30 protein-coding genes are annotated in these 26922 nt (G+C 43.4%); all 30 read left to right on the top strand.

The features are described from left to right. Positions 1-1414: 1414 nt before the first annotated feature. Positions 1415-1903, top strand: a complete 489-nt coding sequence (locus CRG49_RS02160) for a hypothetical protein (RefSeq protein ID WP_095502958.1) — start codon at positions 1415-1417, stop codon at positions 1901-1903. Positions 1904-1921: 18 nt separating this feature from the next. Continuing rightward, positions 1922-3484 carry a hypothetical protein gene (locus CRG49_RS02155; protein ID WP_154143265.1) on the top strand — a complete coding sequence of 521 codons (1563 nt, stop codon included), beginning with the start codon at positions 1922-1924 and terminating at the stop codon, positions 3482-3484. A gap of 18 nt (positions 3485-3502) precedes the next feature. Continuing rightward, positions 3503-4438: a hypothetical protein gene (locus tag CRG49_RS02150; protein WP_095502956.1), complete on the top strand. Its 936-nt coding sequence runs from the start codon at positions 3503-3505 to the stop codon at positions 4436-4438. 2 nt (positions 4439-4440) lie between these two features. After that, a complete protein-coding gene (locus CRG49_RS02145) occupies positions 4441-4947 on the top strand; it encodes a hypothetical protein (protein ID WP_154143264.1) in 507 nt (168 codons plus the stop codon). Positions 4948-4957: 10 nt separating this feature from the next. Further along, positions 4958-5242 (top strand): hypothetical protein, encoded by a 285-nt coding sequence (locus CRG49_RS02140; protein ID WP_095502954.1) that lies wholly within the window; start codon positions 4958-4960, stop codon positions 5240-5242. Positions 5243-5244: 2 nt separating this feature from the next. Beyond that, positions 5245-5553 (top strand): hypothetical protein, encoded by a 309-nt coding sequence (locus tag CRG49_RS02135; protein ID WP_095502953.1) that lies wholly within the window; start codon positions 5245-5247, stop codon positions 5551-5553. A gap of 126 nt (positions 5554-5679) precedes the next feature. Then, entirely contained in the window at positions 5680-6402 is a 723-nt protein-coding gene (locus tag CRG49_RS02130) for a hypothetical protein (RefSeq protein WP_095502952.1), read from the top strand. After that, a complete protein-coding gene (locus CRG49_RS02125; RefSeq protein WP_095502951.1) occupies positions 6399-6608 on the top strand; it encodes a hypothetical protein in 210 nt (69 codons plus the stop codon). The genes CRG49_RS02130 and CRG49_RS02125 overlap by 4 nt, the downstream gene beginning before the upstream one ends. Next, the gene (locus CRG49_RS02120) at positions 6595-7482 is read left to right on the top strand and encodes an ATP-dependent DNA ligase (protein WP_097784573.1); all 888 of its coding nucleotides are present in this window, start codon (positions 6595-6597) and stop codon (positions 7480-7482) included. Before CRG49_RS02125 ends, CRG49_RS02120 begins: the two co-directional genes overlap by 14 nt. Positions 7483-7640: 158 nt before the next feature. Continuing rightward, complete coding sequence (locus tag CRG49_RS02115) at positions 7641-8450, top strand: FAD-dependent thymidylate synthase (protein WP_095502949.1); 810 nt, start codon at positions 7641-7643, stop codon at positions 8448-8450. Between the two features lie 250 nt (positions 8451-8700). Beyond that, positions 8701-9108 (top strand): hypothetical protein, encoded by a 408-nt coding sequence (locus CRG49_RS02105; protein ID WP_095502947.1) that lies wholly within the window; start codon positions 8701-8703, stop codon positions 9106-9108. A gap of 150 nt (positions 9109-9258) precedes the next feature. Next, positions 9259-9399, top strand: coding sequence for a hypothetical protein (locus CRG49_RS13250; RefSeq protein ID WP_198515135.1), 141 nt, complete (start codon positions 9259-9261; stop codon positions 9397-9399). 11 nt (positions 9400-9410) lie between these two features. Further along, positions 9411-9692, top strand: coding sequence for a hypothetical protein (locus CRG49_RS02100; RefSeq protein ID WP_095502946.1), 282 nt, complete (start codon positions 9411-9413; stop codon positions 9690-9692). A 486-nt stretch (positions 9693-10178) separates the two neighbouring features. Then, positions 10179-10445, top strand: a complete 267-nt coding sequence (locus tag CRG49_RS02090) for a hypothetical protein (RefSeq protein WP_095502944.1) — start codon at positions 10179-10181, stop codon at positions 10443-10445. Further along, complete coding sequence (locus CRG49_RS02085; RefSeq protein ID WP_095502943.1) at positions 10442-10684, top strand: hypothetical protein; 243 nt, start codon at positions 10442-10444, stop codon at positions 10682-10684. The genes CRG49_RS02090 and CRG49_RS02085 overlap by 4 nt, the downstream gene beginning before the upstream one ends. Before the next feature lie 56 nt (positions 10685-10740). Continuing rightward, entirely contained in the window at positions 10741-11358 is a 618-nt protein-coding gene (locus tag CRG49_RS02080; protein ID WP_095502942.1) for a dUTP diphosphatase, read from the top strand. Positions 11359-11466: 108 nt separating this feature from the next. Beyond that, positions 11467-12462, top strand: a complete 996-nt coding sequence (locus CRG49_RS02075) for a hypothetical protein (RefSeq protein WP_095502941.1) — start codon at positions 11467-11469, stop codon at positions 12460-12462. Beyond that, entirely contained in the window at positions 12419-13186 is a 768-nt protein-coding gene (locus CRG49_RS02070) for a DEAD/DEAH box helicase (protein ID WP_198515134.1), read from the top strand. Before CRG49_RS02075 ends, CRG49_RS02070 begins: the two co-directional genes overlap by 44 nt. Continuing rightward, positions 13183-14130: a helicase-related protein gene (locus tag CRG49_RS02065; protein ID WP_095502939.1), complete on the top strand. Its 948-nt coding sequence runs from the start codon at positions 13183-13185 to the stop codon at positions 14128-14130. The genes CRG49_RS02070 and CRG49_RS02065 overlap by 4 nt, the downstream gene beginning before the upstream one ends. Next, a complete protein-coding gene (locus CRG49_RS02060; RefSeq protein ID WP_095502938.1) occupies positions 14123-17125 on the top strand; it encodes a hypothetical protein in 3003 nt (1000 codons plus the stop codon). The genes CRG49_RS02065 and CRG49_RS02060 overlap by 8 nt, the downstream gene beginning before the upstream one ends. 138 nt (positions 17126-17263) lie before the next feature. After that, positions 17264-17989: a hypothetical protein gene (locus CRG49_RS02055; RefSeq protein ID WP_095502937.1), complete on the top strand. Its 726-nt coding sequence runs from the start codon at positions 17264-17266 to the stop codon at positions 17987-17989. 51 nt (positions 17990-18040) lie between these two features. After that, positions 18041-18628, top strand: coding sequence for a PolC-type DNA polymerase III (locus CRG49_RS02050; protein ID WP_095502936.1), 588 nt, complete (start codon positions 18041-18043; stop codon positions 18626-18628). Next, entirely contained in the window at positions 18625-20928 is a 2304-nt protein-coding gene (locus CRG49_RS02045) for a hypothetical protein (protein WP_095502935.1), read from the top strand. Before CRG49_RS02050 ends, CRG49_RS02045 begins: the two co-directional genes overlap by 4 nt. Before the next feature lie 57 nt (positions 20929-20985). Beyond that, positions 20986-21561: an NUMOD4 domain-containing protein gene (locus CRG49_RS02040; RefSeq protein WP_154143262.1), complete on the top strand. Its 576-nt coding sequence runs from the start codon at positions 20986-20988 to the stop codon at positions 21559-21561. 153 nt (positions 21562-21714) lie between these two features. Beyond that, positions 21715-22602 carry a DNA polymerase A family protein gene (locus CRG49_RS02035; protein ID WP_095502934.1) on the top strand — a complete coding sequence of 296 codons (888 nt, stop codon included), beginning with the start codon at positions 21715-21717 and terminating at the stop codon, positions 22600-22602. A gap of 2 nt (positions 22603-22604) precedes the next feature. Then, on the top strand, positions 22605-22775 hold the full coding sequence (locus CRG49_RS13085; protein WP_154143261.1) for a hypothetical protein: 171 nt from the start codon (positions 22605-22607) through the stop codon (positions 22773-22775). 183 nt (positions 22776-22958) lie between these two features. Then, a complete protein-coding gene (locus tag CRG49_RS02030; RefSeq protein WP_095502933.1) occupies positions 22959-23405 on the top strand; it encodes a Holliday junction resolvase RecU in 447 nt (148 codons plus the stop codon). Positions 23406-23459: 54 nt separating this feature from the next. After that, positions 23460-23759: a hypothetical protein gene (locus tag CRG49_RS02025; protein ID WP_095502932.1), complete on the top strand. Its 300-nt coding sequence runs from the start codon at positions 23460-23462 to the stop codon at positions 23757-23759. Between the two features lie 2 nt (positions 23760-23761). Beyond that, complete coding sequence (locus CRG49_RS02020; protein ID WP_157807892.1) at positions 23762-24808, top strand: metallophosphoesterase; 1047 nt, start codon at positions 23762-23764, stop codon at positions 24806-24808. Further along, the gene (locus CRG49_RS02015; protein WP_095502930.1) at positions 24801-26903 is read left to right on the top strand and encodes an ATP-binding protein; all 2103 of its coding nucleotides are present in this window, start codon (positions 24801-24803) and stop codon (positions 26901-26903) included. The genes CRG49_RS02020 and CRG49_RS02015 overlap by 8 nt, the downstream gene beginning before the upstream one ends. Positions 26904-26922 lie beyond the last annotated feature (19 nt).

Here is a 26922-nt window from a genome sequence, read left to right as displayed (position 1 = left end):
TATTAGGTTTGAACTTGTACAGCGTTTCTAAGAGCTATTAGGTTTGAACTTGTACAGCGTTCCTAAGAGCTATTAGGTTTGAACTTGTACAGCGTTTCTAAGAGCTATTAGGTTTGAACTTGTACAGCGTTCCTAAGAGCTATTAGGTTTGAACTTGTACAGCGTTTCTTGCAGCTATGCAGCTATGCAGCGTTACAGCTATGCAGCGTTACAGCTATGCAGCAACTTTTAAACTAATCGCCAAACAGTTTACGCTTTTTGCGGGTAAACTTTTGGCGATTACAGCGGTTCCCTTATACCCTATTATTAGCTAAGTGTCAAAGCTCATTAATATATTCCATTACATAAGTGACTTTGCCGAAATTTAGGTTGGGAATTTTTTATTTAGCTTTTATTTTTTTTTTTCTATATAAAAAAACATGTCGGTGAATTTTCTGTAAAGAAAGTCTAAATTCTCACACCATTTAGGTTAAAGCACGTTAGTAGAATTTAACACTAATCCAAATTACCAATAACAACAACGACTTAGAATGTAAAGACGCTGTTCAAGATACACATTAACAGGCTGCTGTCAACAAAAATTTGGTCAAGACCTGCGTTATCCAAGGAGACCTGCGTTATCCAAAACACCCTTCTAGGGTAACGCAGGTCTGTTAATTTCTGTTAAAGGATAACGCAGGTCTGCTGAAAATCATCCTAAGGATAACGCAGGTCTGCTGAAAATCACCCTAAGGATAACGCAGGTACCCTTCTAGAATACCGCAGGTACCCTATTTTGGATAACGCAGGTCTAATGTAAAGACGCTTTTTTTAGACCTGCGTTATCCAAGGAGGCACCTGCGTTATCCAAAATGGACCTGAGGTATCCAAATAGCACTTACGTACAAGGTTGTATCTATTAACATATAAATATGAAACTTTAGACTTTAACAATTAGCTAACATAAAGTTTACATTTAATTACAAGTTAAACCATACAAACTAGCTTCTTAGCACTCAAAGCACAGTTCTCAACATATTGCAATCATGTTTTACTGTATTGACCCAAGGAAAAACAAACACGCTGCCCCACTGCAACCTAGATTTAAGTACGAAATCCATTCAAATTTGAACATACGCTGCAATCCGCAGCCAAAATTGCCTACATTTTAAGCAATTTGACTGAAAATCGCCTCTCACGGCCAATTTCGCATTAATATATTAAGGAGTTTCCATCATGAAATATAGTCGAGATAAAGAGTTTCACAGGTATGTGAAGATACTTTTGAGTGAACACCCACCCAATTGGCAGGTCATCGCAAGCGGCAAACACCTCAAGCTGCTGCATACCCCAACCGGAAGAAAGGTACCCATCCCCTTCAGTCCTAGTGACCGAAGGGGATTTTTTAATTTCAAGGCTCAAATAAGGAAGATACATGATTAAGTATTACAAAGATGGTTACAGTCCGTGGGCTGTAGCACCCGACGGCACACTGTTGTTGATGATGGCTGAACAGATGGTTGACCGGTTCGAATTAGATTCAAATCCGTGGCTGCCTTGCCTGATTGCCAAGGATTTAAGTATCAAACTATATAAGCATGCTGATTTGAAATTCTTACCTTGTATTTACAAGGAAGGCCTGAGCAGTTCAAACACCATCCATATTCGGTTGCGCGTCCGAGACGAATATCTCGACCTTGAGAATCCAATCCGCAAACAATTGCTGGAATGGGAAAATTCTCACGCCCGAGACCGATTCGATTGGGGATCGATAAAAACGGTTTTGAACGCCGGTCCGGTTTTGCTGACTACCTTTGACGATAAAGTAGCGCTGTCTGCCGGTGTTGAGGTATGGGATTTGAGCTTGACTCGTAGAACTTTCTTTAGGGTGCCGGCATTTTTGCTGGTAGAAGATACTAATTAATAGGAGTTAGTAAAGATGATGAGCAAATTTCCTAAATGGGGTGAGTTAAACCCCTCTGAAAAGTACGGATTCAGTAAATTATTAGATTACGTGAAAGCTGTTTACGAGGGTCGTGAACAGCGTGGGAATTACCCAAGTTACACGAATTGTCATTTAAACATACCGGCTGAGGTTGGTCAGCAGTATAAGTTGCTGAACACGATGGTGTACATACCGGACTGGTATGTACCAATGGCTGTCAAGCACGTAGAAGCTTTGATGTCTATGGGTAGACATGGTTGGAAGCCGGTTTCAGCTTTATGGTACAACTTAACCCAATGGGAAGACGGCGAGTTGTCTGACGATGATGAGATTTGGTTTCAAATCTTAATGCAACTGCCACATATTTCGGAAGTTGATAAAACCAAAATAGCTTATTGGCAGAGTCCTGAGAAATGCGTCAAAGGAATTGAGACTCGGACTACTGTAGGCAGGTATGGGTCTAGACAGCTTGGGTTTGAGCATGGTGGAGGCTTCTTAGACGGGCTGCTAGCACATCATAAGGTGCTGCAAGGTGGTGTTGACGTTGAGTTCGTTGAGAATGACGATGTTGACGGCTGGAAGGAAGTCTATCGCAGTCCGTATATTAAGTCTTGTATGAACAATGACGAGTATGGTGTGACGCGACATGATACATACCGCTGTTATGCCACTTCGGCATTTGGCTTAGAAAACAACGGGTTACGTTTAGCCTATTTGCCGGATGCTATTGAAGGCAGGAAAAGTGCTAAAGCTCGTGCGATTGTGCATGAGCCGAGCAAGTCATTTGTCTCAGTTTATGGCTCAGGTGACTTAGAAAATAGGTTAGGAGAGTTAGGTTATACCAAGGAGTCCGGGTATCCGAGGGGTTTGATTTTGTGGACTGAATCGACGCACGACGGGTACATTGCGCCGTATATCGATGGTGACACGTATCAAGCTTCATTGCATGAAGGTGAGGAATCTTGGTTTGAATTGGAGGCGTGGGAAGGGGACTATTCACTGGATTGCGCCGGTGGTTTGGTTAACGCTCAACTCACTTGCACTTGCTGTGGAGGTACTGTTTCCAATTTGTATGGTCCAGTGCTGCATGAAGATGGTGATGGCGACTTGGTAGAAGGTGAAGTTTGTTATGATTGTTACTATGACACTTATAACATGAACTACTTGGGTGATTACATGAGCGTTCATACAGATGTGGAGTATATCATTATTGGTGGTGAGCGTTATGTATTTACCAATGAGAACTTGCGGTATTACGAGATTGAGTACTCTGAATATTTAAATGAGTACTTGTTGGAATATGTGTATTCGGACTATTACGAGTCTTACGTCGATTGTGGGGCACAGCTCTTGGAATACTGTGACGATTACATTTATACGTACGACTGTAAGCGTCTTTGGAATGAGGAATTAGTAATTGAGGACCACGCTGAGCGAATTGAGGTTGAGGGTGTAGATTATTGGATTCCGAAGGCTGGGATTAGTAATACGACTGACGAATGGCGTAAGGCGTTTTTTGAAGAGGTTAATAAGCCGCAGGTTTCAGAATCTGCGGCTTAATTTATAGGGGTTAGATAAATGTTTGATTTGAATGAGATTTTGGAATTAAGACGACCGCATGGGTCTAAGACTGAAGATGAATTCGTTAAGGATTTGGTTAAGCGGTTATCCGCAGAAGGTTTTAATCCGGTGCAAGACGCATTTGGGAATGTGACTGTGGATAATGGAGGCACGACGGTATTCACGTGTCATACGGATACGGTGCATGCGGCGAAGGCTGAAGGTATTCAAGGTTTGGTTGTGGATACATTTGGCATGATGATGCTGTCTGATCCGAATCAGGGGGATGTACTGGGCGCGGATGATGGCGCGGGTATCTATGTTCTGTTGCAGTTGCTGCTGGCCGGTGTTAAAGGTCGATACGTATTCTTTCGGGCGGAAGAAGTCGGAGGTTTAGGTTCCGAGGTTTACGCCAAAGAATATGAGGCTGAGTTAATGCGGTATAGTCGGGCGGTAGCGTTTGACCGGAAGGGCGTGAATGAGATTATCACGCATCAGTGGGGAGGACGTTGCTGTTCTGATGAATTTGCGATTGCTCTGAATGCGCAGTTGGGTTTGGATTTGAAACCAAGTGACAAGGGTACGTTTACCGATACGGCCAATTTGACGCATTTGATTTCAGAATGCACCAATGTGGCTGTCGGATATTACGACCAGCATACACCGGCTGAGAGTTTGGACACGGTGTATCTGGAACGCTTGATTCAGGCATTAGTTCAAGTGGACTGGGACAAACTTCCTGCGAAGCGGGAACTGAGTCCTAAGTATGAGGACTTAGGACTTGAATCTTCGTATGATGACTGGGGGACGTATGGGTATAAAACCCGGCAGGGGAATCCTGAGATGGAGCAATTGATTGACTTTATCAGTTCAGGTAATATTTCCGCTGAAGACTTGGTTTATGAGATGCCCGACCAAGCGGCGGAATTGATTGAATACTTGATATGGGGTTAAAAATGGCTAGAGTATATCTAAATTTCGGAGGGTTTTACGCGACTGAACATGGTAAACGGGTTGAGGCTTGGATTAACCCTGATTGGGATGATTACAAGAATATATACGATTGGAATGAAGCTTATCGTATGTATGGCCAGTACTATGTTGAGTGGTTTAATTCCTTATTTGATACAAATTTGGAATTTGTATCAATTTGGAAGCCTGAGACGTTCTATATGCAGGTAGAGTCTATAGAAGTAAGCGTGAACGAACGCGATGCAAGCTTGCTGAGAGATGTGGCTTATACAGAGTTTGGCGATGACTATTTTTTGATTTTAAACCGGGCGGTTAGGTCACGCGCTGGGTATCTGGCTGAAGACTATTATTTGCCGATTGAACAGGCGATGGATAGGAGGCTTGAGTGCGTACTGGACTGTTTACTTGAGAAGTTGGAGGCGGATTGGGATACATACTATTATGAGGTGGTCGTACCTCAGATTCCTGAAGAGGAAGCCTTTCAGTTTTAAGGGATTAAATATGAGTGGATACGATAGAGACTCCAAAGGTGTATCAGGCGCTGACCGCCTTTGGTTAGAAATTATCGGGCATGACCATGAAGCCCGAATGCAGAGGGCGCATAAGAATCTACTTGAGAAAAAAGCCGCACATCGTGCGGCTTTGTTGCATCTGGAAGATGTGAAAGTTGGGAAGGTTCGGGATTTGCTGATTCGGTTTCGGAATAAGGAAATCAGCACACTGGAATTAGATAAGATGATTAAGACGCTGTGTGGTACGACGCAGCGGCAATGGTTAAGGAGTTAGAAATGGCGCAAATTATTTTTGAAACGTTGAATGATGCTTATGCAGTCAAGGATAAGTTTCGCGTAATGGGTCGGGACTGTTACCCGATGGGAGTGTATGAGTACATTTACGATTATCTGTCTGAATCGGAAGAAGATTATGTGAACTTGGACGTGATTGCTTGGTGCTGTGACTTAAGTTGGGTGACTTTGGACGTGGATTCTGAGTCTTATGATGAAGACTTTCAAACTAAGTTGCACGAACTGGGTCGTGAGACTTCGATCATTCATGCGAATGAAGAGACTGGGGAGATTTGGTTTTTCAGTTATTGATTTATAGTAGCAACTAACAAGTGGATTTAATGATGAAGGTAAATCCACTTGTTTTAGTTTCCACTTATCTTATACAATTACTGTATAAATTTAATCGTTAAATGTATAAACGACATAAGGGTAGATATGAAGATTGGGGTAATAGGTCTTAAAGGCAGCGGTAAGGACACAGTGTCTGAGTTTATCGCCAAAGACACCGGGTTCCAGCGCACTGCTTTCGCCTATCACATTAAGCAGGTGGTGGTACAGGCTTTTGGGATTAATCCTGATTGTCGTGAGACTAAGGAAGTAGGGTTTGAGTTTGGGGAAGCAGGTCTGAAGAAGTTGTTTGACAGTCACTGCCGTTTGATGATTTCCCTTCTACAAGTAGAAGGGTTCAGCACGTTGAGATACTCGTCCTGTTTGCAAGTATTTGATTTTTCAGAGTTTAGGCAAGTATTTCTAGAAGACGGCTGTAACACTGTTCGTCAGGAAATTAGTCCTAGACTGTTGATGCAGTTGTACGGCACGGAATTTGTCCGAAATAAGATTTCCAAACGTTTTTGGGTTTCTTTGATTAAATCTTCTCGTGAGAATTTGATTCTGACCGATGTCCGTTTTCCTAATGAAGTGGAAGTTTGCGACCATCTTCTTTATATCATGCGGGACGGGGTAGGGCCTGAAGATGAGCCTCATGCGTCGGAGGTATTAAGTGCCACGATGTACAAACTGCTAAAAGACGGTGCGAGTGCTAAAGAGTTGGAAGCATTTACCGGCGTGCCGACTGCTTACATTATGAATAACGGTTCGATTGAAGATTTAGAACCTAAGGCGAAAGCCTTTGTGGATATGATTGGAGTATCAAAATGAAGGAACAGCGAATTTATACGTCGCCGTTGGTTGAGTTGTTCGATGCTGTAGAACACTCGCCGCCTAAAGAAGCAACCAAACTACTGGTTCTCAGTAAATACGGCATACTGGGGTTGGGTTCATTTGATTCTAACTTCCATGTTGCGTGGGGTTATCTGCCCAAAATTCCAAAATCAGTAAAGGAGCGCATGAGTGAAGGTATTTAAACCTATGTTGGCTGCAAAGTTAGACGACATCAAATCGTTGAACGTGTGGCCCATACTAATGAGTCCGAAATTGGACGGGATTCGCTGCATTGTCCGTGACGGAGTTGCCTATTCCCGAAGTAACAAACCGATTCGGAATGAATATATCCAACAGATTTTTCAGAAACATAAAGAGGTTTTAAACAACCTAGATGGTGAATTGATTGTTGGGGAAGTGACATCTGATGACGTGTATCGAACAACTAATTCAGCAGTTATGAGTATAGAAGGCGAACCTGAGTTTACCTTCTATATTTTTGATGACATTAGCAACCCTACCCTACCCTTTACCCAACGTTTAAATAATCTCAAATCACGACAGTTACCATCTTTTGCCGTGATTTTGGAGCAATCAGCAGCAAGTGATTGTGAAGAAGTCTTCAAGTATGAGGCTTACGTTACTGGTCTTGGGTATGAAGGTGTCATTCTGAAAGACCCTAACGGGGTTTACAAGAATGGGCGGTCTACTGTCAAAGAGTCAGGTATGTTGAAGTTGAAACGATTCACCGACGCGGAAGCGGTTTGCATCGGGTATGGTGAACTATACCGAAACAACAATACTGCGTTTAAAAACGAATTGGGTCACACAGCCCGCAGTAAAGAATCAGAAGGTTTGGTTCCAGCAAACACGCTAGGCTACCTGCTTTGCCGGACCTTGGAAGGTGTGGACTTCAAAGTAGGAACTGGGTTTTCACAAGCTGAACGAGATTCTTTATGGCAATCGCCTGATGATTTGATTGGAAAGCTTGTGAAGTATAAGTATTTCGATGTCGGTATTAAAGAAGCCCCGCGACATCCGGTGTTTTTAGGGTTTCGTGACGAAATCGACCTATGAACTTGTTTTACCTTCTAGGTTGTGTGGCCTTAGTTTTGAAGTTGTTACAAGTGTTTCAGTACACATGGGGCGCCGTAATTACGTTATTTATATTAGGCGCAGTTTTTAACCTACTAATACTTCCAAAAGAAGTTAAACAACATAATAAGGATTTGTAGATGCAGATTTCATGCAAAGTTATTGCAGACAGTATATCCGATTCAGGTAAGCGGATTACGACACTGCAACTTACTATGCCACGATTCATTTTATCGCAGTTTAATAAGCATCGGGCATTTAGCAATAACGCTGCGAGTAGTCGGGCGATTCCGGTAAACAAATTGATTCAAGAAGTTCGGAATAATCCGGTGATACCGGTTAACTGGGGTCAGAATCAAGCCGGTATGGTCGCGGAAGTGGAAGTCACGGCTGAAGTGGCTGAACAAGCCAAAAGCGTATGGCTGCAAGCGGCCAAGGCAGCGGCTGATTTTGCGCAGAAGCTGGACGAAGCTTGTATTCACAAGCAAGTAGCAAATAGGATTTTGGAACCGTTTCTGTGGTCGCATGTCGTGGTTACTTCGACTGAGTGGGAAAACTTTTTCAATTTGCGTTTGGAATATGACAGTCAGCCTGAGATGCAAGAGTTGGCTCGTTGTATGAAATCGGCGATGGACAGCAGTACACCGGTTGAACGCTACGAACACCTGCCCTATTTGCTGGAGCATGAACTTGAGTCTGAAGACTTAAGTTTTTCTGACAAGTACATGATATCTGCTGCCCGATGCGCACGGGTATCCTATAAGAATCATGACGGGTCAGTTGCTGATATAGAGAAGGATTTCAAATTGGCGAAACGACTTTTAACAAGTAAGCATATGACCTGTTTTGAGCATCAAGCATATGCCTTGCCGTATGCTAAACAAGGTTCTAATAACTTTAGAGGTTGGTTTCAAGTTCGGAAAGAATTGGAGAGTTCTAATGAAGACTGATTTTGTGATTCAAATGGTTTTGATGTTTGTGATGGCTGTTGGTTACTCGGCTGGTTTATCGGCATTGAAATACTTTGGAAAGTTTGACGGGTCGTGGATTGAATGCTTCATGTTCCTGTTGATTTACTTAGCTCTGCTTGGCCTGTTCACGATTGTCGTGATGGTCAAGTTAATGCTGGAATGATGGCTAGTCGGAATTTAAAGAACCTCACTCTTTTGAGTGAGGTTTTCCTAATATGAAAGCTATTGTATGAATAAATTTAAAGTTGGAGACAAAGTTTACTCAGTCTCGAAGGGTCGATGTATATACACATTAGAGAGTAACTACCCTAATAGACTTTACCCCTTACGTATTTCCAATGTGGCAGCCTTTACTGAGGAAGGTCGTATTGTAGACCATATCAGTTACTTGCCGGATTTACTGCCGGCAACGCCGGAAAATTATGAGTTATTAACTAAATTGTTTGGGGATGTTTGGGAACAGCCTGAAGGATATAGTCTGTTCTCAGCTTCTGGAACTACGAAACGTAAGGTAATTCAGTTTCATATAGAAAGTAACCAGCAGTTAATTATTTTGTGTGATGACGGTACTTTTTGGCGTAGTGGTAGTCTGTTCTATCCTTCTTGGAAGAAGTTGTGTGATGCTCCGCAAGATTAGGAGATTAAGATGGGAACATCAAAACCGGATTTGATTATGTGTCCACAATGTACGGAGTTGCGGGCACCAAGTTACTTTACTCGACAACGCTGGATTGACGGCCAATGCGTAAACGTCGATGAACCGTTTAAGACATGCAGGACTTGCCGAATGCGTGGCGTTAAAAAAGCACGGGGCGAGGTTACCACTTGGAAACCATCGACTATTGAAGCAGACAAGCCGCAATATTGGTCGGTAGGCAACGACAAAATCGCTCAAGCTGTTGTAGAGCGAATTAAATCTAAACTTTAAGGATAAACATCATGGCACTTGAATTACACGTTATAGAACGTTTGAAAAAAGAAATTTGTTTGTATGTACTGTCAACTCACCCTTACCTTGAAGACCCTGAGGGTTACTCAATGAAAGATTGGGCTGACTGGTTCGACAAGGCGATTAGTCGTGAAATCGACTTTGAAGAAAAAGATGAAGATGGTTACTACATCTACGGTTTGACGGAACAGTTTGAGTACTATGAGTTGCCGGTAGCGTTGATGTTTGTGTATGACATCATGCTGACAGCGGCGTTGACGTTGCACGGTTAAGACAAAATAGTTTGAAGAACCTCACTCTTTTGGATGAGGTTCTTCGCAAGAAGTGGAAGACAAAAGGATACCGCGTGACTAAAGATTGTTTATCAAGCCGTTTTAGCGAGCGGTATTCCGAAAACTTACTAAACCTATCAAGAAAGGAAACAACATTATGCTGTATATTGCTGTCACACCACACGGGAAACAGTTCCCGAGAAACATCATCCCAATTCCAAGTAGGCACCACTTACTGCAAATGGTAAAAGACACCATCTATTCAGGCAAGTGTGACTTGGCCGACCTGCCACACAATCCGAATCAGGCCAACATTAAACAGTTGCTTAAGATTCTAGACTACTTGAACGATGAGTGCCACAGCAAGACTACACGCCGAGAGTTCCTACGATTCCACGGGAAGCGTCAAGCATGATTCGGTGAGCTGTCGAGAAATCGGGCTTTTGAAACTTATTGCACTTGTAATAAGTGCGGAAGGTTAATTAAATGAAAAACTGGGTAATTAAAAAATTAGGTGGGTTTACAGCAGAACAACATAGTTTGATGATAAGAGTCTATCAGAAAGACATAGTCGAATTAAAGAGGTTATTTAAAGAGGTAGAAGAAGATTACTTGAATGAATTTCAATCAAGAAAACAAACCCAACTGGAACTTGAACGCTTGAAAGAATGGCGCAACAACGTGGCCAAAGTCTTACGGCAAAACAAAGTTCCGCACCATATCGTGAATAAAGTAACGGAGATTCCATCATGACTACTATCGAACATGGAAAATCACAAGGCCACCCATACGCGAATCTTATCAGGCTGCGCCGTAAAACTAATTTTGAGCCGTATAAAAAACAGTTGGGAGCGTTAAATGAGGTGCAGCGCATTGAGCTACTTGACACTTGCTGCGACCAAATTGTGACCGCTGTCGGCGTGGCCTATATGTTGGGCATGGATATTGAGGGCGCATTAGCTGAGGTTATCCGAAACAAATTGAAGGTCTAAGGTAAAGATTTTTAAATTGGTTATTCCCCGATTTTGAGGATTATTAAGGACAGAAAATGAGCAATTTAGTAGAACGCATTCATCTGATGTTATACATTCAGGATGAATTAAACAGTAAATTAGATCCAGATTGGAAACATCGAAATTGGAATTTCAGGCTGGCGGCTCAGGTTGAAGCTTATGAGGCATTAGACCATGTAGGCTGGAAGTGGTGGAAATATAACACACCTGACTGGGAGCAAGCCCGTATGGAGTTAGTAGATATTTGGCACTTTCTTCTCAGTGAGTTTATCGTACAAGATACTCCGGCAGAATACTTTGCAGGTTATTTTACAAATCTTACAATCCCTAGTGATTTGGATAAAGGTAAAGCAATCCAAGCATTAGCCGATTATGGTAGAAACACAGGCTGCATCCGAACTGTCTTAGAATTCACCACAATGATGGAAGCACTTGGGTTGAGTTTTGAAGAATTGGAGAAATGGTATCTAGGAAAGTACTGCCTGAACAAACTTCGCTGGTCACATGGTTATGCAGAGGGCTCCTATATAAAAATCTGGAATGGTAGAGAAGACAACGAATACCTTACCGAATACCTCAATAGCCGAGAAGCGATAACTATTGAAGAAACGTCTAAGTATCTAGAAGACATTTACACTTCAATTAAACACTGAAACTTATCCAATTTATCAGGCTGCGCCGTAAAACTTCGCCGTTCACGGCGGAGATATAAGGCGCGGACTGCGTAGCAGTCCTAAAACCGTTGATACAAGAGGTATAATATGAATTTAGCAACGATGGTAAGAGTCCCTTTGGTTGATGGCTCAGGAACTTTGAAAAATTATTACCTACCTATTTACCAAGGTTGGATATTGGTCAAACCTTTGGTTGAACTGGTAGGCATGAGCTGGACAAAGCAATTTCTAAAACTAAAGACCTTGTCTTATGTAGAGCAGAAGCAGTTAACGCTGCCTGCGTCAAACGGGGACTTAGTACAGCAGTCACGTTATTACGTTTGCATTCCGACTAGCCGTACCTTAGACTATTTACTCACATTAAACCCTAGAAAGTCTGAGACAAAATCCAGATTATCAACTTTAATTAAATTACTGCCGGAATTACTTAAAGAGCCTGAAGGTCAAGAACCTGTACCGGATACCCTACCGGAATTAGAAACCGAAGTGATACAAGATGCCCGAACGGTAGATGAAATCTATAAAGAATTGTTTCCGATTACAGTCGATAAACCTTTGGATAGGTTGGACTATATCCGAAAAGATTTGGTTGCAGTCGGTCTGAGAAATGCCGAAGAAATCAACTACATTTGCAAAGGCGCTGCAGTCTTGATTCTAAGTCATAAGGCCGATGGCAATCATCTCAGTTCTCATGTATTTGTTCACACATACGAACAAGGTGACTTACTGAAAGCAGCTAAAGCAGGATACTACCCTATACCGGAATTTTTCCGAAGATACCCTAGCGAATATCAACAACTTAAAATGTGGACGGTACAAGTTGAGCGTCAAAACGATTCCATCAAATCGCCTATCGTCTCAGCAACCAAGGTTCGTGTACCTTTAGCAATGGCTCCTTGGTTTACCGACAAATTCGCCGAAGAGATTTCGAGATTAAAATATATTGCACAGGTAGTTGAAGATAGGAAGAGAAAGGCTGAACTGAAGGAAAGAGTACTTCGAGGCGATTCTCTAGATGACTTACTTGAGTTTGACGATTATGAATACTACGACTTTATCCACAACGATGTTAACGCGTCTTAACGAGTACAACGCAACGGCTCCAAAAATCCACTTCAGTCCGCGACAACAGCACTATCCTTTTGAACTTTACTTAGAGCTCAAATCGGCCGGAATGCAGTTTGAACACCTTCCTTTATTTTACTCGGATGCAACAGAGGAAGTTTACCGTAAATATAAACTCCCCTACCCTTTATACCCATACCAAAAAGCATGGGTTGATGCTTTTGCTACCAACGAAGCCGCTGCGATGTATTTTCAAGTAGGGGCCGGTAAGACAGCTACTGCGACAGTCGCTGCTTTGCACCAACTAATGCATCATCAAGGTCATGTCATTATCCTCATGCCGCCAATTCTGTTGGACCAATGGGAAGCTTGGCTTAAAAAGATTGAAGGTATCCAATCCGTTTGCTTATATCGGGGTTCACCTACCGAACGGGAAAAGTTGGATCTGGATGCCCAATTTGTTTTGATGTCTATGGATATATTTAAACGGGACTTCAAACGTATCTATACCTTTTATGCAACCCGTAACGCCACACTGATTGTAGACGAAGCAGTCTGCGTTAAGAATCCAAGCACACAGAATCACAAATGTGTGTGGGCTTTTCACAATCTCAACACCTCGAAAATCTCGACGCAGTCGCAAAGACCTTCTACAGCAACACGACTGCAGCAAACCCGACCGAAAGTGGATACTTCAGCAGTCGATAAACTCAAAGCCATGCTCAAGGAGAAATACCGATGAAACCTGTACGACACCTTATATTGATGACCGGTACACCGCTTACCACACCTATGGACGTTTTTGGTTATACCCGATTTACCTACCCTCAAGCGTACTATTCCCAAGCTTGGTTTGAAGCAGCGCACGTTGTAGAGCGTGATATGCACGACAACGTTACGAAGTGGAAAGACAAAGAACTTCTGCAAGAAAACTTTTTGCACAACGCTGCAAGGGTTTTCCGAAGAGAAATTGACGAAGACCTACCTCAAGTGACCTATGAACCAATAACTTATTCCCTCACACCTGAACATAAAGCAGCGTACAACCAATTAGCCGAACTGGCTATGACCGAAGTTGAAGGGAAGAAATTATCGGCAACGACTGTTCAGAAGTTGAACACCATGTTGCAGCAGATTATCATCGGTTATGAAGGCTTCTTTGAAACAGACTCTCAGAAGAAGAAGGCACGCAAGAAGGTCGCAGGTTTTGATTTACTGGATGAAGTAATGGATTCCTTAGGTACTAGGAAATTAATCGTATTTGCCTATTTTCAGAAATCTATTACCGCATTAAAAGACCACGGGAGTAAGTACAACGCAGTCGCCATTTACGGCGGCATGACCGACAAACAGCGTCAAGAAGCCTTAAGTCAATTTCTTGAAGATGAAGCCTGTCGCCTCCTGATTGGCCAACCTTTGAGTATGGGTTCCGGGTTGGATTCTCTTAAAGATGTTTGTTCAGACATACTCTTTTTAGAGTTACCTATGATAGCCAAAGATTTTGAACAGGCTGTAGGCCGCATCGATCGTAACGGGCAAAAAGAACGCTGCCATGTACGCATCGCCACAGCAAAAGGTACGTTACAGGTCAGACGACAAAAGGCTTTGTTGGATAAAGACGAGCAAGCCAACGAAATTCAATTAAATATGAAAGACTTGAGAGATTGGATATACGGCGATGAATAATTGGTATTTTTATGCCCAACACGGAAAAGGGCAATGGAAGCCTTATACTTCTGAAGATAAGTTGGAGGTATTAAAAAATGATAGACCGGACTTTATCACAGCCTTGGAGGTCAACTGCCTCCCCGATAAAGATGGGAAATATCCTAAAGCACTAGCATACCGAGGTGATTTGTATCTGGATTGGGACGGCAAGGATGAAATCCAAGATGTTCTGGACAGTGTCAAAAGGTTCATGTTCAAGTTGGAGAATTTGAAAGTTGACTTGAACCAATTACGTTGGTGGTTATCAGGCAACAAAGGAGTTCACTGTGTTATCCCTACAGGGGTCTTTCTATCTGAGGGCACAGTTAAAAGTTTAAACGGCAAAGGACATCCTTCCCTACATCACATCTACAGAAGAATGGTATCAGATAACGACCTGATTACCGACCACATGGATTTAAGTATCTATACCGGAGGCAAAGGTCGTATGTGGCGTGTAGAGAACATGCCAAGAACGCTGTCAGACGGCCGGACGACTTATAAAGTTCCCATTACCGCTGCCAATCTGAAAAATTTAGATGAAGCCCGTTATTGGGAGACGGTTTCCGAACCCCGAGAGCCTATTTACCCAACTCCAGCGATTAAGAACTTAAGTCTAAGTACACTATTCTCTATTTCGTTAGATGAAGTGAATCGGGCTTTAAAATTGAGAGACGACAACTGTAAAAACGAGATGAACTTTTACGACTGGCAAGAAATCCCTTCTACCATTCGAGCAGCATTTAACGGAGAAGGTATTTCAAGCCACCTGGATTTAAACACAATTAAGATTCAACTATGCGTCGCGGCTGTGGCAACCAAGTTTCCAAAACTGTCAGACGAAGATGCCTTTATTGAATCTATTCAAGGTTTCATCCAAAGTCGTGTCGGCACCCCCGGCGCAGCGCACCAAACTGCCCAACAAATTGAGCAGTGTATGCGTAACGGTTTCCGTTCCATTGCAGAAAACTCCTGCTATGCCTACACCCCTCAAGCATTTGCTTCTATCTTAGATACTAAACATAAGGATAACCTTGATTACCAAGGGCGGGATGTGACAGGTGAGTCCGGACAAGACCCTGCGATAACCAATCAAGCGGACTTCCAAGGCAACTGTTTTGCGAATGACGGCGGTGTCATTATTATCGAAGGTAATAAAAAGGAGAAAAAAGATAGGGCTGTATCCAATTATTCATGGTGTCAAAACAGTTTGATGAAGATTGTAAATGACGTAGGAGAGATTCAGGCATACAGCGTTATACCTTTGATTGATAAGGAAGAGAGACCGCGTACCACTATCTCATTGGATTTACAGTTGAATACGGCAAAAATGTGTCGCCATGTGATGTCTTTAGGCGGTCATTTGGAGTTCGTCAGCAGTCAGACATTAAGTCAGGTTCGCAGTGCTTGGCTTAATTGGTTGGGTTCAGGCGCAACCGAACAAAACGACTACAAATCTGTTGTGAGTCGCGCCCCTATCGTAGAGGCGGTTCGTTCAGAAGGTATTTTTGTTCAGTCCCGCGTCTCTTCAGATGAGTTAGACCCTGAATCTATCCCTTTAGACGAAAGATACAACGTATTTTGGGTTGAACCTACCAACATTGTTGACGGCGAATTGGTCAATAAGAAAGACACGGACGGCAAACGTCTTCCAGACCCTTTGTTTTATGACCCTGTTAACCCTGAAGGAAGTTTTGGAATTGAATTATCCAGAACCAATCAGACATTGGAGACCACACGAACCCCTTGTAAAGAATCTGTTCGAGCATTATTGGAGTTAAACGGAAACTTTCACAGTATGGCAGTCATGCTGGGTTGGTTTACAGCTTGCAGCCTGAAGCACCAACTGTACACAGTGGGTTGTATTACCAATTTCCCGATTCTTCAAGTGTATGGTGAAGCAGGTTGCGGTAAGACCACGACCATGAACCTGATGTTGAAGTTATTCTCATGGAATAAAGACCTAAGATTGAACACTGCCGGTGATGGTACAACCATTGCTTCTCTGCGTATTTCAGCGGCAACTTCGACCTCTATCCCTTTAGTTGTCGATGAAGTTAAAGCCCAAAACCTTGGGCATACACGCTGGATGCCTGAATTCCGCAACTTCCTTCAGAATATCTACACCATCGGCCAACAATCCAAAAAGGCCGGAGGACGGGCAGAAGGAGGACACAGCAGTGAATTGGTTTCAGCCAAACAGTTTGCCCCTGTAGCCTTTTTAGGGGAGACTCTAGAAACCTCACAAACATCGTTAATGGAACGTCTGGCGATTGCCGGATTCCATAAAACCGATAAAGTAGGTAGAGACCAATACGCCAAAGCGTTGATTGATAATCCAAGACCCATTTCGATTTTAGGCTGGTCGATTGTTACATCTGCTATGAACACCCCAATGAGTGAGTTGGTCAATTTATACAAAGATTGTCAGAAGCTCGCAGAAGAAAAGGTGTACACAGGCTCCAATGATCGTATTACGGCAACATTGGCGATGGTGTTAACCGGTTTTAGATTCTTCAGCAAAGTGATTAACAACCGTTACGGTGAGGAATTTAAATCCAAATTAGAATCCATGGAACACGCACTGTTGGATGCCAACCGTTGGAACCGAATCATCTCTTCCGAAGTGGTACGACTGTTGAACTTCTTGTCTCAATCTTCTTATGAAGACAGCGACTTTAACCGAACAGCAGCCGTCAAAGGTCAGCACTATGACTTTGAGGTTGGCACATCATCAGAAGGTGTCACCAAATTCCTGCTTTTGTCTATCGACCGTTTATACACTTTATACAGATTGCGTTGCCGCTCTATCGGCGAAACACCTGTATTTACATCAGAAGATGAGATGTACGAAGCATTACGAAATGCATCCATTACCGTAGATGCTTACCATCATCCTGAATTAGGTCTCAAAACTTTAAAAATTGACCCTAATATTATGGAAAAAGAAGGAGTTAGAATGTTCAAAGATTAATTTACAATTATCGTATTGATTTATACAGTAAATGTATAATATTATCTAATACCACACGGCTTAGGCAACCGTGTGGTTTCACTTGCCTATGATTTATACACTTTATACTTTTCACTATTTACTTTAAAGGACTTCACTATGTTAAACCGAGACTTACACGACATCGACTTCGACACCCCAACTGCCGAGACTACTCACACACCTGTGGTTCAACAACCTACTGCGAATACTTTAACAGCGCAAGCAGCTGCCACAGGTTTAAGTGCTTTGTTCGGCAAATTCCAACGCGAATTGGGTGACGGCCTTTTACCGGCGGAAGCTACCACTTCCTGCACCATCATCTCAGGTCAAATCAAAATGGGCGCTGACATGAATATGAATGCCGGTGACTACTTGACCATCGACCCTTTAAACATCACCAAGTACGAAAAGCTGAATTTAGGTATCCCAAATCCTTCTCAAGACGAGAAAAAGCTTCAAGTCAACTGCTACGACGGCCAAACCGTTTTGTTTGACGAGCAGCAGTATTCCAAATCTGAATTTTTAGAGTTGGTGAAATCTAAAGGTTTCAGCAAAGCCAAATATCAAGACCGAGCAGTGGTTCACGGTTTCTATATCGACTGTGAGCGAGCCGATAAAGTGGAATTGGTTGAAGATGATCGACTGATGGCGATTTACCTTTCACCTTCCAGTCTGAAAGCTTTGCAAGGTTTTGTGATGAAAACTTCCCTGCGACCTCAAGCAGACAAACCTCTTCTGAAATTAGGTAAAGAAGACCGCACTTACAACGGTACAACATGGACTCAATTCAATTACGAACGAGTTGCCGCACCGGAATCTGCTTCCACTGCTTCTGCCGCCTAACTTGAAAGACAAACCGCCCTGAGTATCAGGGCGGTTTATTTGGAGAACACGATGAATATTATAGGTATCGATACCGAGACTACCGGTGTAACCGACAACGACGACATCTTACAAATCGCTGCCATCAAAATCGACCCTGATACTTGGGACATTACAGAGCGGTTTGTCAGCTTGGTAAAACCCAGAGCACCTATTACCCCTGCTGCAGAACTGATTCACGGCATTTCCTACGAAATGGTTAAAAACGCCCCACGAATTGAGGACGTTCTCAACAGCTCCCGTTTGAAAGTTTTAATCGATGAAGCTGATATCGTATTTGGGCATAACATATCCTTCGACCTACGTTTTATCGGACCTGAACTCTTCCATGATAAGAAGGTTTTAGACACTTTACGATTGACAAGAGTAGCTTGGCCCTTACTGAAGTCACACCGACTTCAATCCTTAGTCCAACACCTAGGGCTGCCTTCCCGACCAGCCCATGATGCTCTTGGTGACATTGAGTCTTGTGTGGATGTTTTGAAATTATTTAAAAACTCAGGAAGCTCCATCGAAGATTTACTAAGCGGTCAAGAATTCCTCAAACACAGAACCTTACTTGCTGTGCGGAAATTGGCTGCGCAAAGGAATACTCTATGAAAATCTTAGTAGATATTGCCAGCATTGCCAAACGGGCATTGCTGGCTGGCGAAGACAAGCATAACGGTTACTACGAATACTTACAGTCCGAAGGAAAAGAAGTACTCATCAATTCTGCTACCTACGGCTTGGATAACTTGTGCAAATCCTTTGAGTCCTTTTTCAAGGACTTAGAAGTTTATCCCAAAGATGTTGTTCTGGTGATGGATGGGGTAAACGGTACCCAAATCCGAAAATCTATCAACTCTACCTACAAATCAGGTAGAAGTAAACCTCAAGGTTTTTACCGAGAGTACAACAACATGATGACCCATTTCACAGAAATCATGTTGGGTTTGGGTGCTCAAACAGCCCGTTACGATGGTGTCGAGGCAGATGATTTGATTGGATTCTTCTGCGATACGATAACTGAAGACCAAATCTTAGTTTGGTCAAACGATAAAGACTTACTGATTTGCGCCAAGAATCCTAATGTACACGTCTATTACAACCGAGAGTTAAACCCCCTTCCCTACGGCAACTTCCCTTACGAATTTATCGATGTTTACAAAGCCACTGTTGGAGACGCTTCCGACAATATCTCAGGAGCCAAAGGTTTCGGACCAAAAGCATTTGAAAAAATGTACGAAATTTTCGGTGACAACGGATTGAGGGTTCTGCGTGCTGCAATCCAAAAGAAAGGTTTAGCAGGTTTGTCAGAAGATGTGGCTGCTCTTCCGCAGTTGCAAAAACTGATTGATTATGCACCGGATGTTCAAACCAGTTTGGCACTGGCAGAACTCAAGACCTACTTAATTAAGCCGGAAAAAATCATTTGGTCTCACGGCGTTTGTCAGACAAACGCAACCGTACACCCTTTCTTGAAGGATTTTTCACAACAGGTTACAGGAGTGACAGCCCTCAACTTTGAAATGGCATTTGATGAAATCAAAGAACTGGCTAAGGAATCAGAGGTCATTGCTTTGGATATTGAGACTTCAACACCCGAAGAATCAGACAACTGGCTGTTCGATATTAAAGGTGAAAAACACAATTCAGTCGATGTGTACGGCAGCCGTCTGACCGGTATCTCTTTAACTATGGGCGGAAACTTTCACCGAACATTCTATTTCTCGGTTGACCATCGGGATACGCCAAATGTTGAAAAATCGCTTATCGAAAACGTTTTAAAGTACCTCAACCCCACACACCGGTTTGTGATTCATAACGTCAACTTCGAGTTACCTGTACTGCACAACGAATTTGGTTGGTTTTTACGCGACGTAGATGACACCAAAATGATGGCTTCCTATGTTGACGAAAACAGCAGTCTGGCACTGAAAACCAACAGCCTGCGTTGGTTAGGTTACGAACAAGATACTTATGAAGATACTTTGAAAAAAGCGGCTACCGAAGCGTTCACACCAACCAAAATGAACCATCTGACTTTGCAGGAAGTTCTGCACTACGGAGCAGACGACACCATCTGCACCGCAGCGTTGTACCAATGGTTTCAATTACATATGATGCTGGAGCAAGTTTGGCAGGTGTATCGTGATGTGGAAATCGGCGCAGCCTACTGGGTTGCTCAGGCATTTTTAGACGGCGCTGACATTGACCAAGTGACCTTGGCCAAAATGATTAGTCGTGATGCCCAAGCCAAAACCGAACAAGAGAAAATCCTGTTTGATTACCTGACTGAACAAGGTTGGGAAGGCAGCGTACTGGAGGAAGCAGATGAATCCAGTCGATACACGCCGAAGTGGATTAAATATGCTTTTGAGATTGTCACCGGCCGACCTTTGGAAACTTCGGTTCGTCGTTTTGAACGTTTGGTTTTTGAAGTTCGGGAACAAGGCGCTGAGACCTTGGCCACACTACTTGAGTCTGAAGACCTAGGTCGTTTGAATCAGTACGTGCGTACTCATTTCTCAGGTACTCCGGCGTTTAACACAGGCAGTCCGAAGCAAATGCAGCACTTGATGTACGAAGTCATGCAACTTCCTGTCCGCTTGCGTAACAAACCGACCGATTTGATGCGCCTGAAAGGTCAAGATGGTACGCCACAGACTGATGACGTGGCCATCAATTCAGCGTTGCACTACGACTTACCTGATGCTGATGACCCACGAAGAGCAGTTTTAAACGCGCTCTTGAAACTCAAGATGTACAACACCCGTGAGGGCTTGTACTACAAAACCTACCCGAAACTGCCACACTGGTCAGACCGTAAGATTCGTTCAAGTATGAACCAGTGTGCCACGGTTACACGCCGATTTTCGAGTAGTAACCCTAAACTTAATTGGGCTTCACAGGGGTAACTCTGTGTCGAAAGCTGCCTAAACGGGGGAAGCCCCAAATAATTTGGAGGTAATCCCGTGCTAAATACTGAGGTTTGGGCTGAGGTTAACGACACTGATGGTTTATATTATGTGTCTAATCTCGGAAAAATTAGAAATTCAAAAGGTAAGGTTTTAAAGACCTATACCAACAATAGTGGTTATGCCTGTGTAAAACTTGCAAGCAAACGCCGAAGACACTGTTTAGTTCATAGACTGGTCGCAGAAGCGTTTGTGGTTAACCCTGACCCTAATAAATACAACGTAGTAAACCATTTAGACGCTAACCGTCTCAATAACGTATCGTCTAACCTTGAGTGGTGTAGTACCAAACAGAATTTGGCTCATGCTAGAGCTTTAGGAAGAATGGTCTATAACAAACCCACACTAGGTAGAAAGTTAAAGGGGCAGCGAGTTGGCAGTTCCTCTTACTACGGCGTATTTCGTAACGATTACAAGTACAAAGACACCATCAAAGAGAAGTGGGTTGCGTACTTAAGGGTTAACGGAAAAACTCTTGAGACTAAGAGTTTCGATACAGAGCTGGAAGCAGCCAAATACTACGACTATTTGTTGGACAAATATCAAGTTACGACTAAACCTAAAAATTTCTAAACCTTAGTTAAATGCCTAACGACCATCACGAAAGTGAGTACAGCCAAGCGGCTGGAAACGGCAGCCACCCTTAAATGAGGGTGTTGATATGGTCTGCTCTTACAGGTGACTGTAAGCAGTCTGAAAAGACTGGGTGTAGCGTAGCGAACTACACTGAACACAAGGAATCTACAACAATTGAGCAAAGGTGCAGGTGACTTCCGAACCATTTTCGTTCCGCACAAGAAGAACGCCATGATTGTGTCATTGGACTTTTCTGCGCAGGAACTGCGAATCATCGCCGACTATTCTCAAGACCCGAACATGCTGTCTTGTTACACCGGTGAACACCGAAAAGATATGCACAGCCTTACTGCAGCCGGTATCGCCAAAATGGATTACGAGACATTCAAATCTATTATTGACGATGAAAGTCATGCCCAGCACAAATGGGCAAAAGACATTCGCAAACTGGCCAAGACAGTGAACTTTGGTTCCGAGTACGGTGCTCAAGCACCGAAAATGGCACAAACCTTGATGGTAACCGAAGAAGAAGCACAGCGATACTTGGACGCTAAGTCTCAAGCCTTTTCCCGTTCGGAAAAATGGAAAGAGGAAGTCATCACTGAAGCACACCGATTAGGTTACAGCACCACGATGTTAGGTGTACGTCGACACTTACCCAACTTAAACAGCAGCAATAAGTGGGATGTGATCAAAGCTGAACGTCAAGCCGTGAATTTTAAAGTTCAAGGCTCAGGTGCTGAGATGACCAAACTGGCGATGGCGCGTATGTGGCAAGCCGGTATCCGTCAGAAGTATGACCTGAGATTTTTAGCACCGATTCATGACGAAGTTGTTTTCAGTATCAGCATTGAGGATATGCCACAAGCCATCTGCGAAATCCACGAAGCCATGACTGCACCTTACGCCAATATGCGTGTACCGATTGAAAGTTCCATCTCATTCGGCTGGAACTTTAACGACCAACACGAAGTCGGCGACATCGGGAAGCCAACACCTGAACTGATTCAACAACATATTCAGAATTACATGAGGTAATAATGGGACAAAAGAAATTCCTTTACGAAATCCTAAAATTATTAGAGCGAGGCAAAATTCAAGAAGCCTCTGATGAAATTCACTATCGACTGATGGAACGCGGATTTTACACCCAACCTGTGAAAATCAACCAACAACCTAAAGACTCAGACGTAGGAGGTGAGCATGGCTGACCAGTTCGACCGCGCCTCTGATTTGGAGGAATTAGAACGTTTGAGTTTGTTAGCCTTACATGAAAAGAATAAGGCTGTATCACCGGAGTCAACAGGAAGTTGCCTTTACTGTGGTGAAATTTTGGAAGACAACCGACGTTGGTGTAATACCGAGTGTCGAGACGACTGGGAGAGAATCAACTCATGTCGAAAGTAAACAACGGCAAGAAAGCCGAACAGGCTGTTCAGTCCGTACTCAAATCCATTGACGAACCTTGGTTTGATTGGCAGCGGATGTACGACGCAACTTCAGCCCGCGGTGTCTTTATGCCTCAGACCGGTGACTTTCAATTCTTTACACCTGATGTACACGGTGTCATCGAAGTAAAGTCAACCCAGCATGATTACAGACTACCCAAGTCCGCCTTTTCCGACAACCAACGTGCAAGATTGGAACGCCGTATGTCGGCTGGCGGTAAAATCTTTGTCATCGTATGGCATTGGACTTTGAACGAGTGGCGATTCATCAATTATCAGGATGTACATCAAGCGTTTAACGTCCAAGGTCAAGCGTCTTTGGACTTGAGAACTATCCCGACTTACCCAACTGCAGGGGAAGTGGTCACAAGACTGTTGGCCTCTGTCCTATGACCTAATTCAGGCGACCTAAGTCGCCTGAATTGCAATCAATAGAAAGGTACTAAGATGTTTTTTAAAGGCGTAAAAGTAAAAACAACTGAATTCGGTTCTGTGGAAGACCCGCTGCCGGAAGCAGTTAACCTTCCCAACATGCCTGAAGGTGTTTCGTTCAACCCTGAGACAGGTATCCTGCAGAACTGTGCTGCACCTAAAACCCCAAAATGCATTGGCTTAAAGTTAGACGACAAAGGTGGAATCTCAATTATGTTTCAAGGTGTTGCTCATTTCTACATCCAACCAGGGGGTAGAGCCGACTTTTCCCGTTATGGTAAGTATGGTAAAGACTATATCTTAGAATGGTTATAAATATGAGACAAACATTTATTATCAATGACTTGCACCTTGGCGTAAAACGTTCCAGCGGTACGACCAAGGCAACCGTGAAAGCACTGTCCGAATGGCAGATGAGCAAATTTTCAGACCTGCTGAAGTTGGCGGAAAAGAAAGACCTACTGATAAACGGGGATTTATTTGACCGTTTTGAAGTTGATAAATCGATTGAATTTGAAGTGTTCACCCATCTGCACCGATGGATGCAGTTCAATCCCGACCAGTATCTTTACCTCTGTGCCGGTAATCACGACTTATCGACCAACAGCGAACGGACATCTTCATTCGAAAACCTCTGTGGCTATCTTTCCGTCGTTGATACTCGCCAACAATTGAAAGTAGTTGCAGGGAATACCGCTTTACATATTCCAAACGCATTTACCATTGTGGCACATCATGCCAACCAAACCTTATTCGATGAAGCCCTAAACACTGTATTGGCGAACCATACAGATATTAAATATGTTTTTCTACATGCTAATTTAATGTCACCTTTTGCCGAACACAGTGACCACAGTCTGAACGTATCCGAACAGCAGCTTCAAACCTTTGAAGACAAAGGTGTAACACTTGTATTTGCGCATGAACATAATCGCCGCAGATTTAAAAATGCCATTGTTATCGGCAACCAAATCCCGACATCGGTATCCGACTGTCTGGACCCTAACCCCAGTAAACAGTATGCTGTTTTAGATGACCTAGGTTTGAATACTTTCGATTTCATCACCTTATCCGATGTGTTTGCCAAAATCCCCTGGACTGCAGACACCATTCCTGAACCTTTATTTCTCAGGGTTGAAGGCGAAGCCGAGTATGAACAAGCCGCCGAAGTCGTACAGCTTCTTGCTGAAATCCGCCGAAGCAGCGATGCATTTGTGGTCACCAACGCTGTACAGGTTGGTAAATTAAACATGACGGAAAATGTACCCAACCCAACAGAACACCTAAATGTTCTTAATTTGGTTTTGGATAACCTACCTACCCACTTACATACCCGATTTAAAGAGGTTGTAAATTATGCTTAAATCCTTAAAATTAACCAACTTCAGACAGCACAGAAACGTGAACCTGCAATTCACTGAAGGTGTCACAGTCATTAAAGGTCTGAACGAATCAGGAAAATCTACCATATTCGAGGCCATCAGCTTCGCTCTCTTCGGTGTCCGCGCCTGTCGCAACAACGACATCACCACATGGGGTGAACCACAAGGCAGTCACCGAGTAGATTTAACCTTTACCTCAGGCTCTAAGACCTATGTCCTGTATCGTTCAACCCGGGGCGCGGAACTTACTGCCGAGGATATCCGTGTCAGTGGGCAAACCGAAGTCACCAGATACTGTGAACAGTTATTCGGTATCCCTACTGGCACAGCCCCTTTACTGATGTTCGCCTCTCAAAACACACTGAGAGGCGTTTTAGATGCGACCAACAGTAAAGCTGCACAATTCGTGGAAGATTTGGCCGGATTCAGTCAAATCGAACAATGGATTGAGACCTTGCAAGGTGACTTCCCTGTCGGCAAATCCAATCAACTGGAAGAAGCCCTTACCTACGCTAAAAAATCCATTTCCGATTGGACCGCCGAACTGCAGCAATACCCTAATCCTAAAGAGCAAGTTGCCCAGCGACGGGAATCTTTAGAAACTTCTGTGAAGTCCGTAGAAAGTCAGATTGCTGAAGCGGAAAAGTTAAAGGCAGAAGTTGAGCTGCAGCAGCAAAATTTGGCCGATGCCCCTCAACAATTGCAAACAGCTCGTGAAACATTGCAATCACTGAAATCAAGTCTGGCGGTCTTTGAACATAAAGCCGGTCAGACGCTGGAAGAAGTCAGCGATGAAGAACTTCAGAAAGCTCTAGAGAACTATGACACGATTCAATCGGACTTGAAGACTTGGCAGCAGTATGCTGTCCTAGACGGTGTAGAGTATCCTGACTATTACCAAGGATCTAAAACCGAATTAGAGTTTGCTGTAATAGATTACACGGACTTGAAAGAAGGTTATTTGCGTGAACAAATGGCGCTGGAAGCCGAGTTAAAAAGTCTGAAACAGTCGATACATACGGACTTGTTCTGCCGAACTTGTAACCGAGCTTGGGACAATGCCAAACAGATGGAAGAATCCAACCGTGAGATTCGTCAAAAGATTGAGGACTTAGAACCTAGACTTTCCGATGTAGAATCTAAGTACAAATTAGCGCAGTCTCAATTGACCCGTCTGATTAAAATCTCTCAGTACAAAGTTCCTGATTATTCAGAAGCAGCGGGTTGGGAAGTGGACGAAACAGTCTGGCCGCCTAAATTTACATGGCCTTACCTTGTACCCCGTAAAGTCAGCACGAAAGAGTTAGAACAGGCAGCGGTGCTTATCGACAATCTTAAGTTACGAGCGTCCCAGTACCAAGAACTTAAGACACAGGTCTTAGAAGCTGAGGCTCAAGTCTCAAGACTCAAACCTCAAGTCTCAAGTCTTATGTCTCAAGTCTCAAGTCTTGAGACTCAGGTTCAAGAGTATCAGACCTTGAAGCAGACGCTGAAGACCTATGACAATCGTATTCAAGCTTTGCAGGAAGAGCTGGAACAGTATCAGAAAGCATTGTTGCAACTGCCTGAATACGAAAAAACGTTGCAAGCACCAATTGACCGTTTGAAGTCTTACATCAACGACTCTCAAACTCAAGCTGATAAATTAGAAGCTGATTTAAAAGAGCTGGGTGTCAACAACACGCTGCTGAAGGCTTTAAGAAGTATCAAGCCTCAAGTGTCCAAAATTATCTGGGACAACTTGTGCAGCAATATCAGCCACTACTTCAGCCTTATGCGGGGAACATCCTCTGTCGTCGGACGTGAAGACAATGGGTTTTCGGTAGATGGAAACGATGTGTCCTCATTATCCGGCAGCACTTTGGATGTCCTAGGTCTTGCATTGCGGGTCTCGCTTACTAAGACCTTTTTACCGGAAACATCATTTTTACTGTTAGACGAACCGTTCGCAGCCTGTGACTCGGAACGTCAGACTCAAGCCTTAGGGTTTGTAACCAGTGTGGGATTTAACCAAGTGATTATTATCACGCATGAAGAAACGACTGAAGCCGTATCAGACTATCTGATTACTTTGTAGGTTGTCTGTTTATACGGTA

Origin of the sequence: Neisseria sp. N95_16, assembly GCF_002551535.2 — a bacterium.
In the GTDB taxonomy this organism is placed as follows: domain Bacteria; phylum Pseudomonadota; class Gammaproteobacteria; order Burkholderiales; family Neisseriaceae; genus Neisseria; species Neisseria brasiliensis.
The sequence above is the reverse complement of the archived record's forward strand: the minus strand, read 5'-3'. Positions and strand labels throughout refer to the sequence as shown.

Bases quoted from the DNA above. Each gene is read 5' to 3' on its own strand.
- CRG49_RS02140 (WP_095502954.1), top strand. From the start codon at position 4,958: ATGAGTGGATACGATAGAGACTCCAAAGGTGTATCAGGCGCTGACCGC.
- CRG49_RS02050 (WP_095502936.1), top strand. From the start codon at position 18,041: ATGAATATTATAGGTATCGATACCGAGACTACCGGTGTAACCGACAAC.
- CRG49_RS02015 (WP_095502930.1), top strand. From the start codon at position 24,801: ATGCTTAAATCCTTAAAATTAACCAACTTCAGACAGCACAGAAACGTG.
- CRG49_RS02135 (WP_095502953.1), top strand. From the start codon at position 5,245: ATGGCGCAAATTATTTTTGAAACGTTGAATGATGCTTATGCAGTCAAG.
- CRG49_RS02155 (WP_154143265.1), top strand. From the start codon at position 1,922: ATGAGCAAATTTCCTAAATGGGGTGAGTTAAACCCCTCTGAAAAGTAC.
- CRG49_RS02045 (WP_095502935.1), top strand. From the start codon at position 18,625: ATGAAAATCTTAGTAGATATTGCCAGCATTGCCAAACGGGCATTGCTG.
- CRG49_RS02160 (WP_095502958.1), top strand. From the start codon at position 1,415: ATGATTAAGTATTACAAAGATGGTTACAGTCCGTGGGCTGTAGCACCC.
- CRG49_RS02065 (WP_095502939.1), top strand. From the start codon at position 13,183: ATGAAACCTGTACGACACCTTATATTGATGACCGGTACACCGCTTACC.
- CRG49_RS02075 (WP_095502941.1), top strand. From the start codon at position 11,467: ATGAATTTAGCAACGATGGTAAGAGTCCCTTTGGTTGATGGCTCAGGA.
- CRG49_RS02090 (WP_095502944.1), top strand. From the start codon at position 10,179: ATGAAAAACTGGGTAATTAAAAAATTAGGTGGGTTTACAGCAGAACAA.
- CRG49_RS02100 (WP_095502946.1), top strand. From the start codon at position 9,411: ATGGCACTTGAATTACACGTTATAGAACGTTTGAAAAAAGAAATTTGT.
- CRG49_RS02060 (WP_095502938.1), top strand. From the start codon at position 14,123: ATGAATAATTGGTATTTTTATGCCCAACACGGAAAAGGGCAATGGAAG.
- CRG49_RS02025 (WP_095502932.1), top strand. From the start codon at position 23,460: ATGTTTTTTAAAGGCGTAAAAGTAAAAACAACTGAATTCGGTTCTGTG.
- CRG49_RS02055 (WP_095502937.1), top strand. From the start codon at position 17,264: ATGTTAAACCGAGACTTACACGACATCGACTTCGACACCCCAACTGCC.
- CRG49_RS02130 (WP_095502952.1), top strand. From the start codon at position 5,680: ATGAAGATTGGGGTAATAGGTCTTAAAGGCAGCGGTAAGGACACAGTG.
- CRG49_RS02125 (WP_095502951.1), top strand. From the start codon at position 6,399: ATGAAGGAACAGCGAATTTATACGTCGCCGTTGGTTGAGTTGTTCGAT.
- CRG49_RS02030 (WP_095502933.1), top strand. From the start codon at position 22,959: ATGTCGAAAGTAAACAACGGCAAGAAAGCCGAACAGGCTGTTCAGTCC.
- CRG49_RS02145 (WP_154143264.1), top strand. From the start codon at position 4,441: ATGGCTAGAGTATATCTAAATTTCGGAGGGTTTTACGCGACTGAACAT.
- CRG49_RS02105 (WP_095502947.1), top strand. From the start codon at position 8,701: ATGAATAAATTTAAAGTTGGAGACAAAGTTTACTCAGTCTCGAAGGGT.
- CRG49_RS13085 (WP_154143261.1), top strand. From the start codon at position 22,605: ATGGGACAAAAGAAATTCCTTTACGAAATCCTAAAATTATTAGAGCGA.
- CRG49_RS02070 (WP_198515134.1), top strand. From the start codon at position 12,419: ATGAATACTACGACTTTATCCACAACGATGTTAACGCGTCTTAACGAG.
- CRG49_RS02115 (WP_095502949.1), top strand. From the start codon at position 7,641: ATGCAGATTTCATGCAAAGTTATTGCAGACAGTATATCCGATTCAGGT.
- CRG49_RS02085 (WP_095502943.1), top strand. From the start codon at position 10,442: ATGACTACTATCGAACATGGAAAATCACAAGGCCACCCATACGCGAAT.
- CRG49_RS02020 (WP_157807892.1), top strand. From the start codon at position 23,762: ATGAGACAAACATTTATTATCAATGACTTGCACCTTGGCGTAAAACGT.
- CRG49_RS02150 (WP_095502956.1), top strand. From the start codon at position 3,503: ATGTTTGATTTGAATGAGATTTTGGAATTAAGACGACCGCATGGGTCT.
- CRG49_RS13250 (WP_198515135.1), top strand. From the start codon at position 9,259: ATGCGTGGCGTTAAAAAAGCACGGGGCGAGGTTACCACTTGGAAACCA.
- CRG49_RS02080 (WP_095502942.1), top strand. From the start codon at position 10,741: ATGAGCAATTTAGTAGAACGCATTCATCTGATGTTATACATTCAGGAT.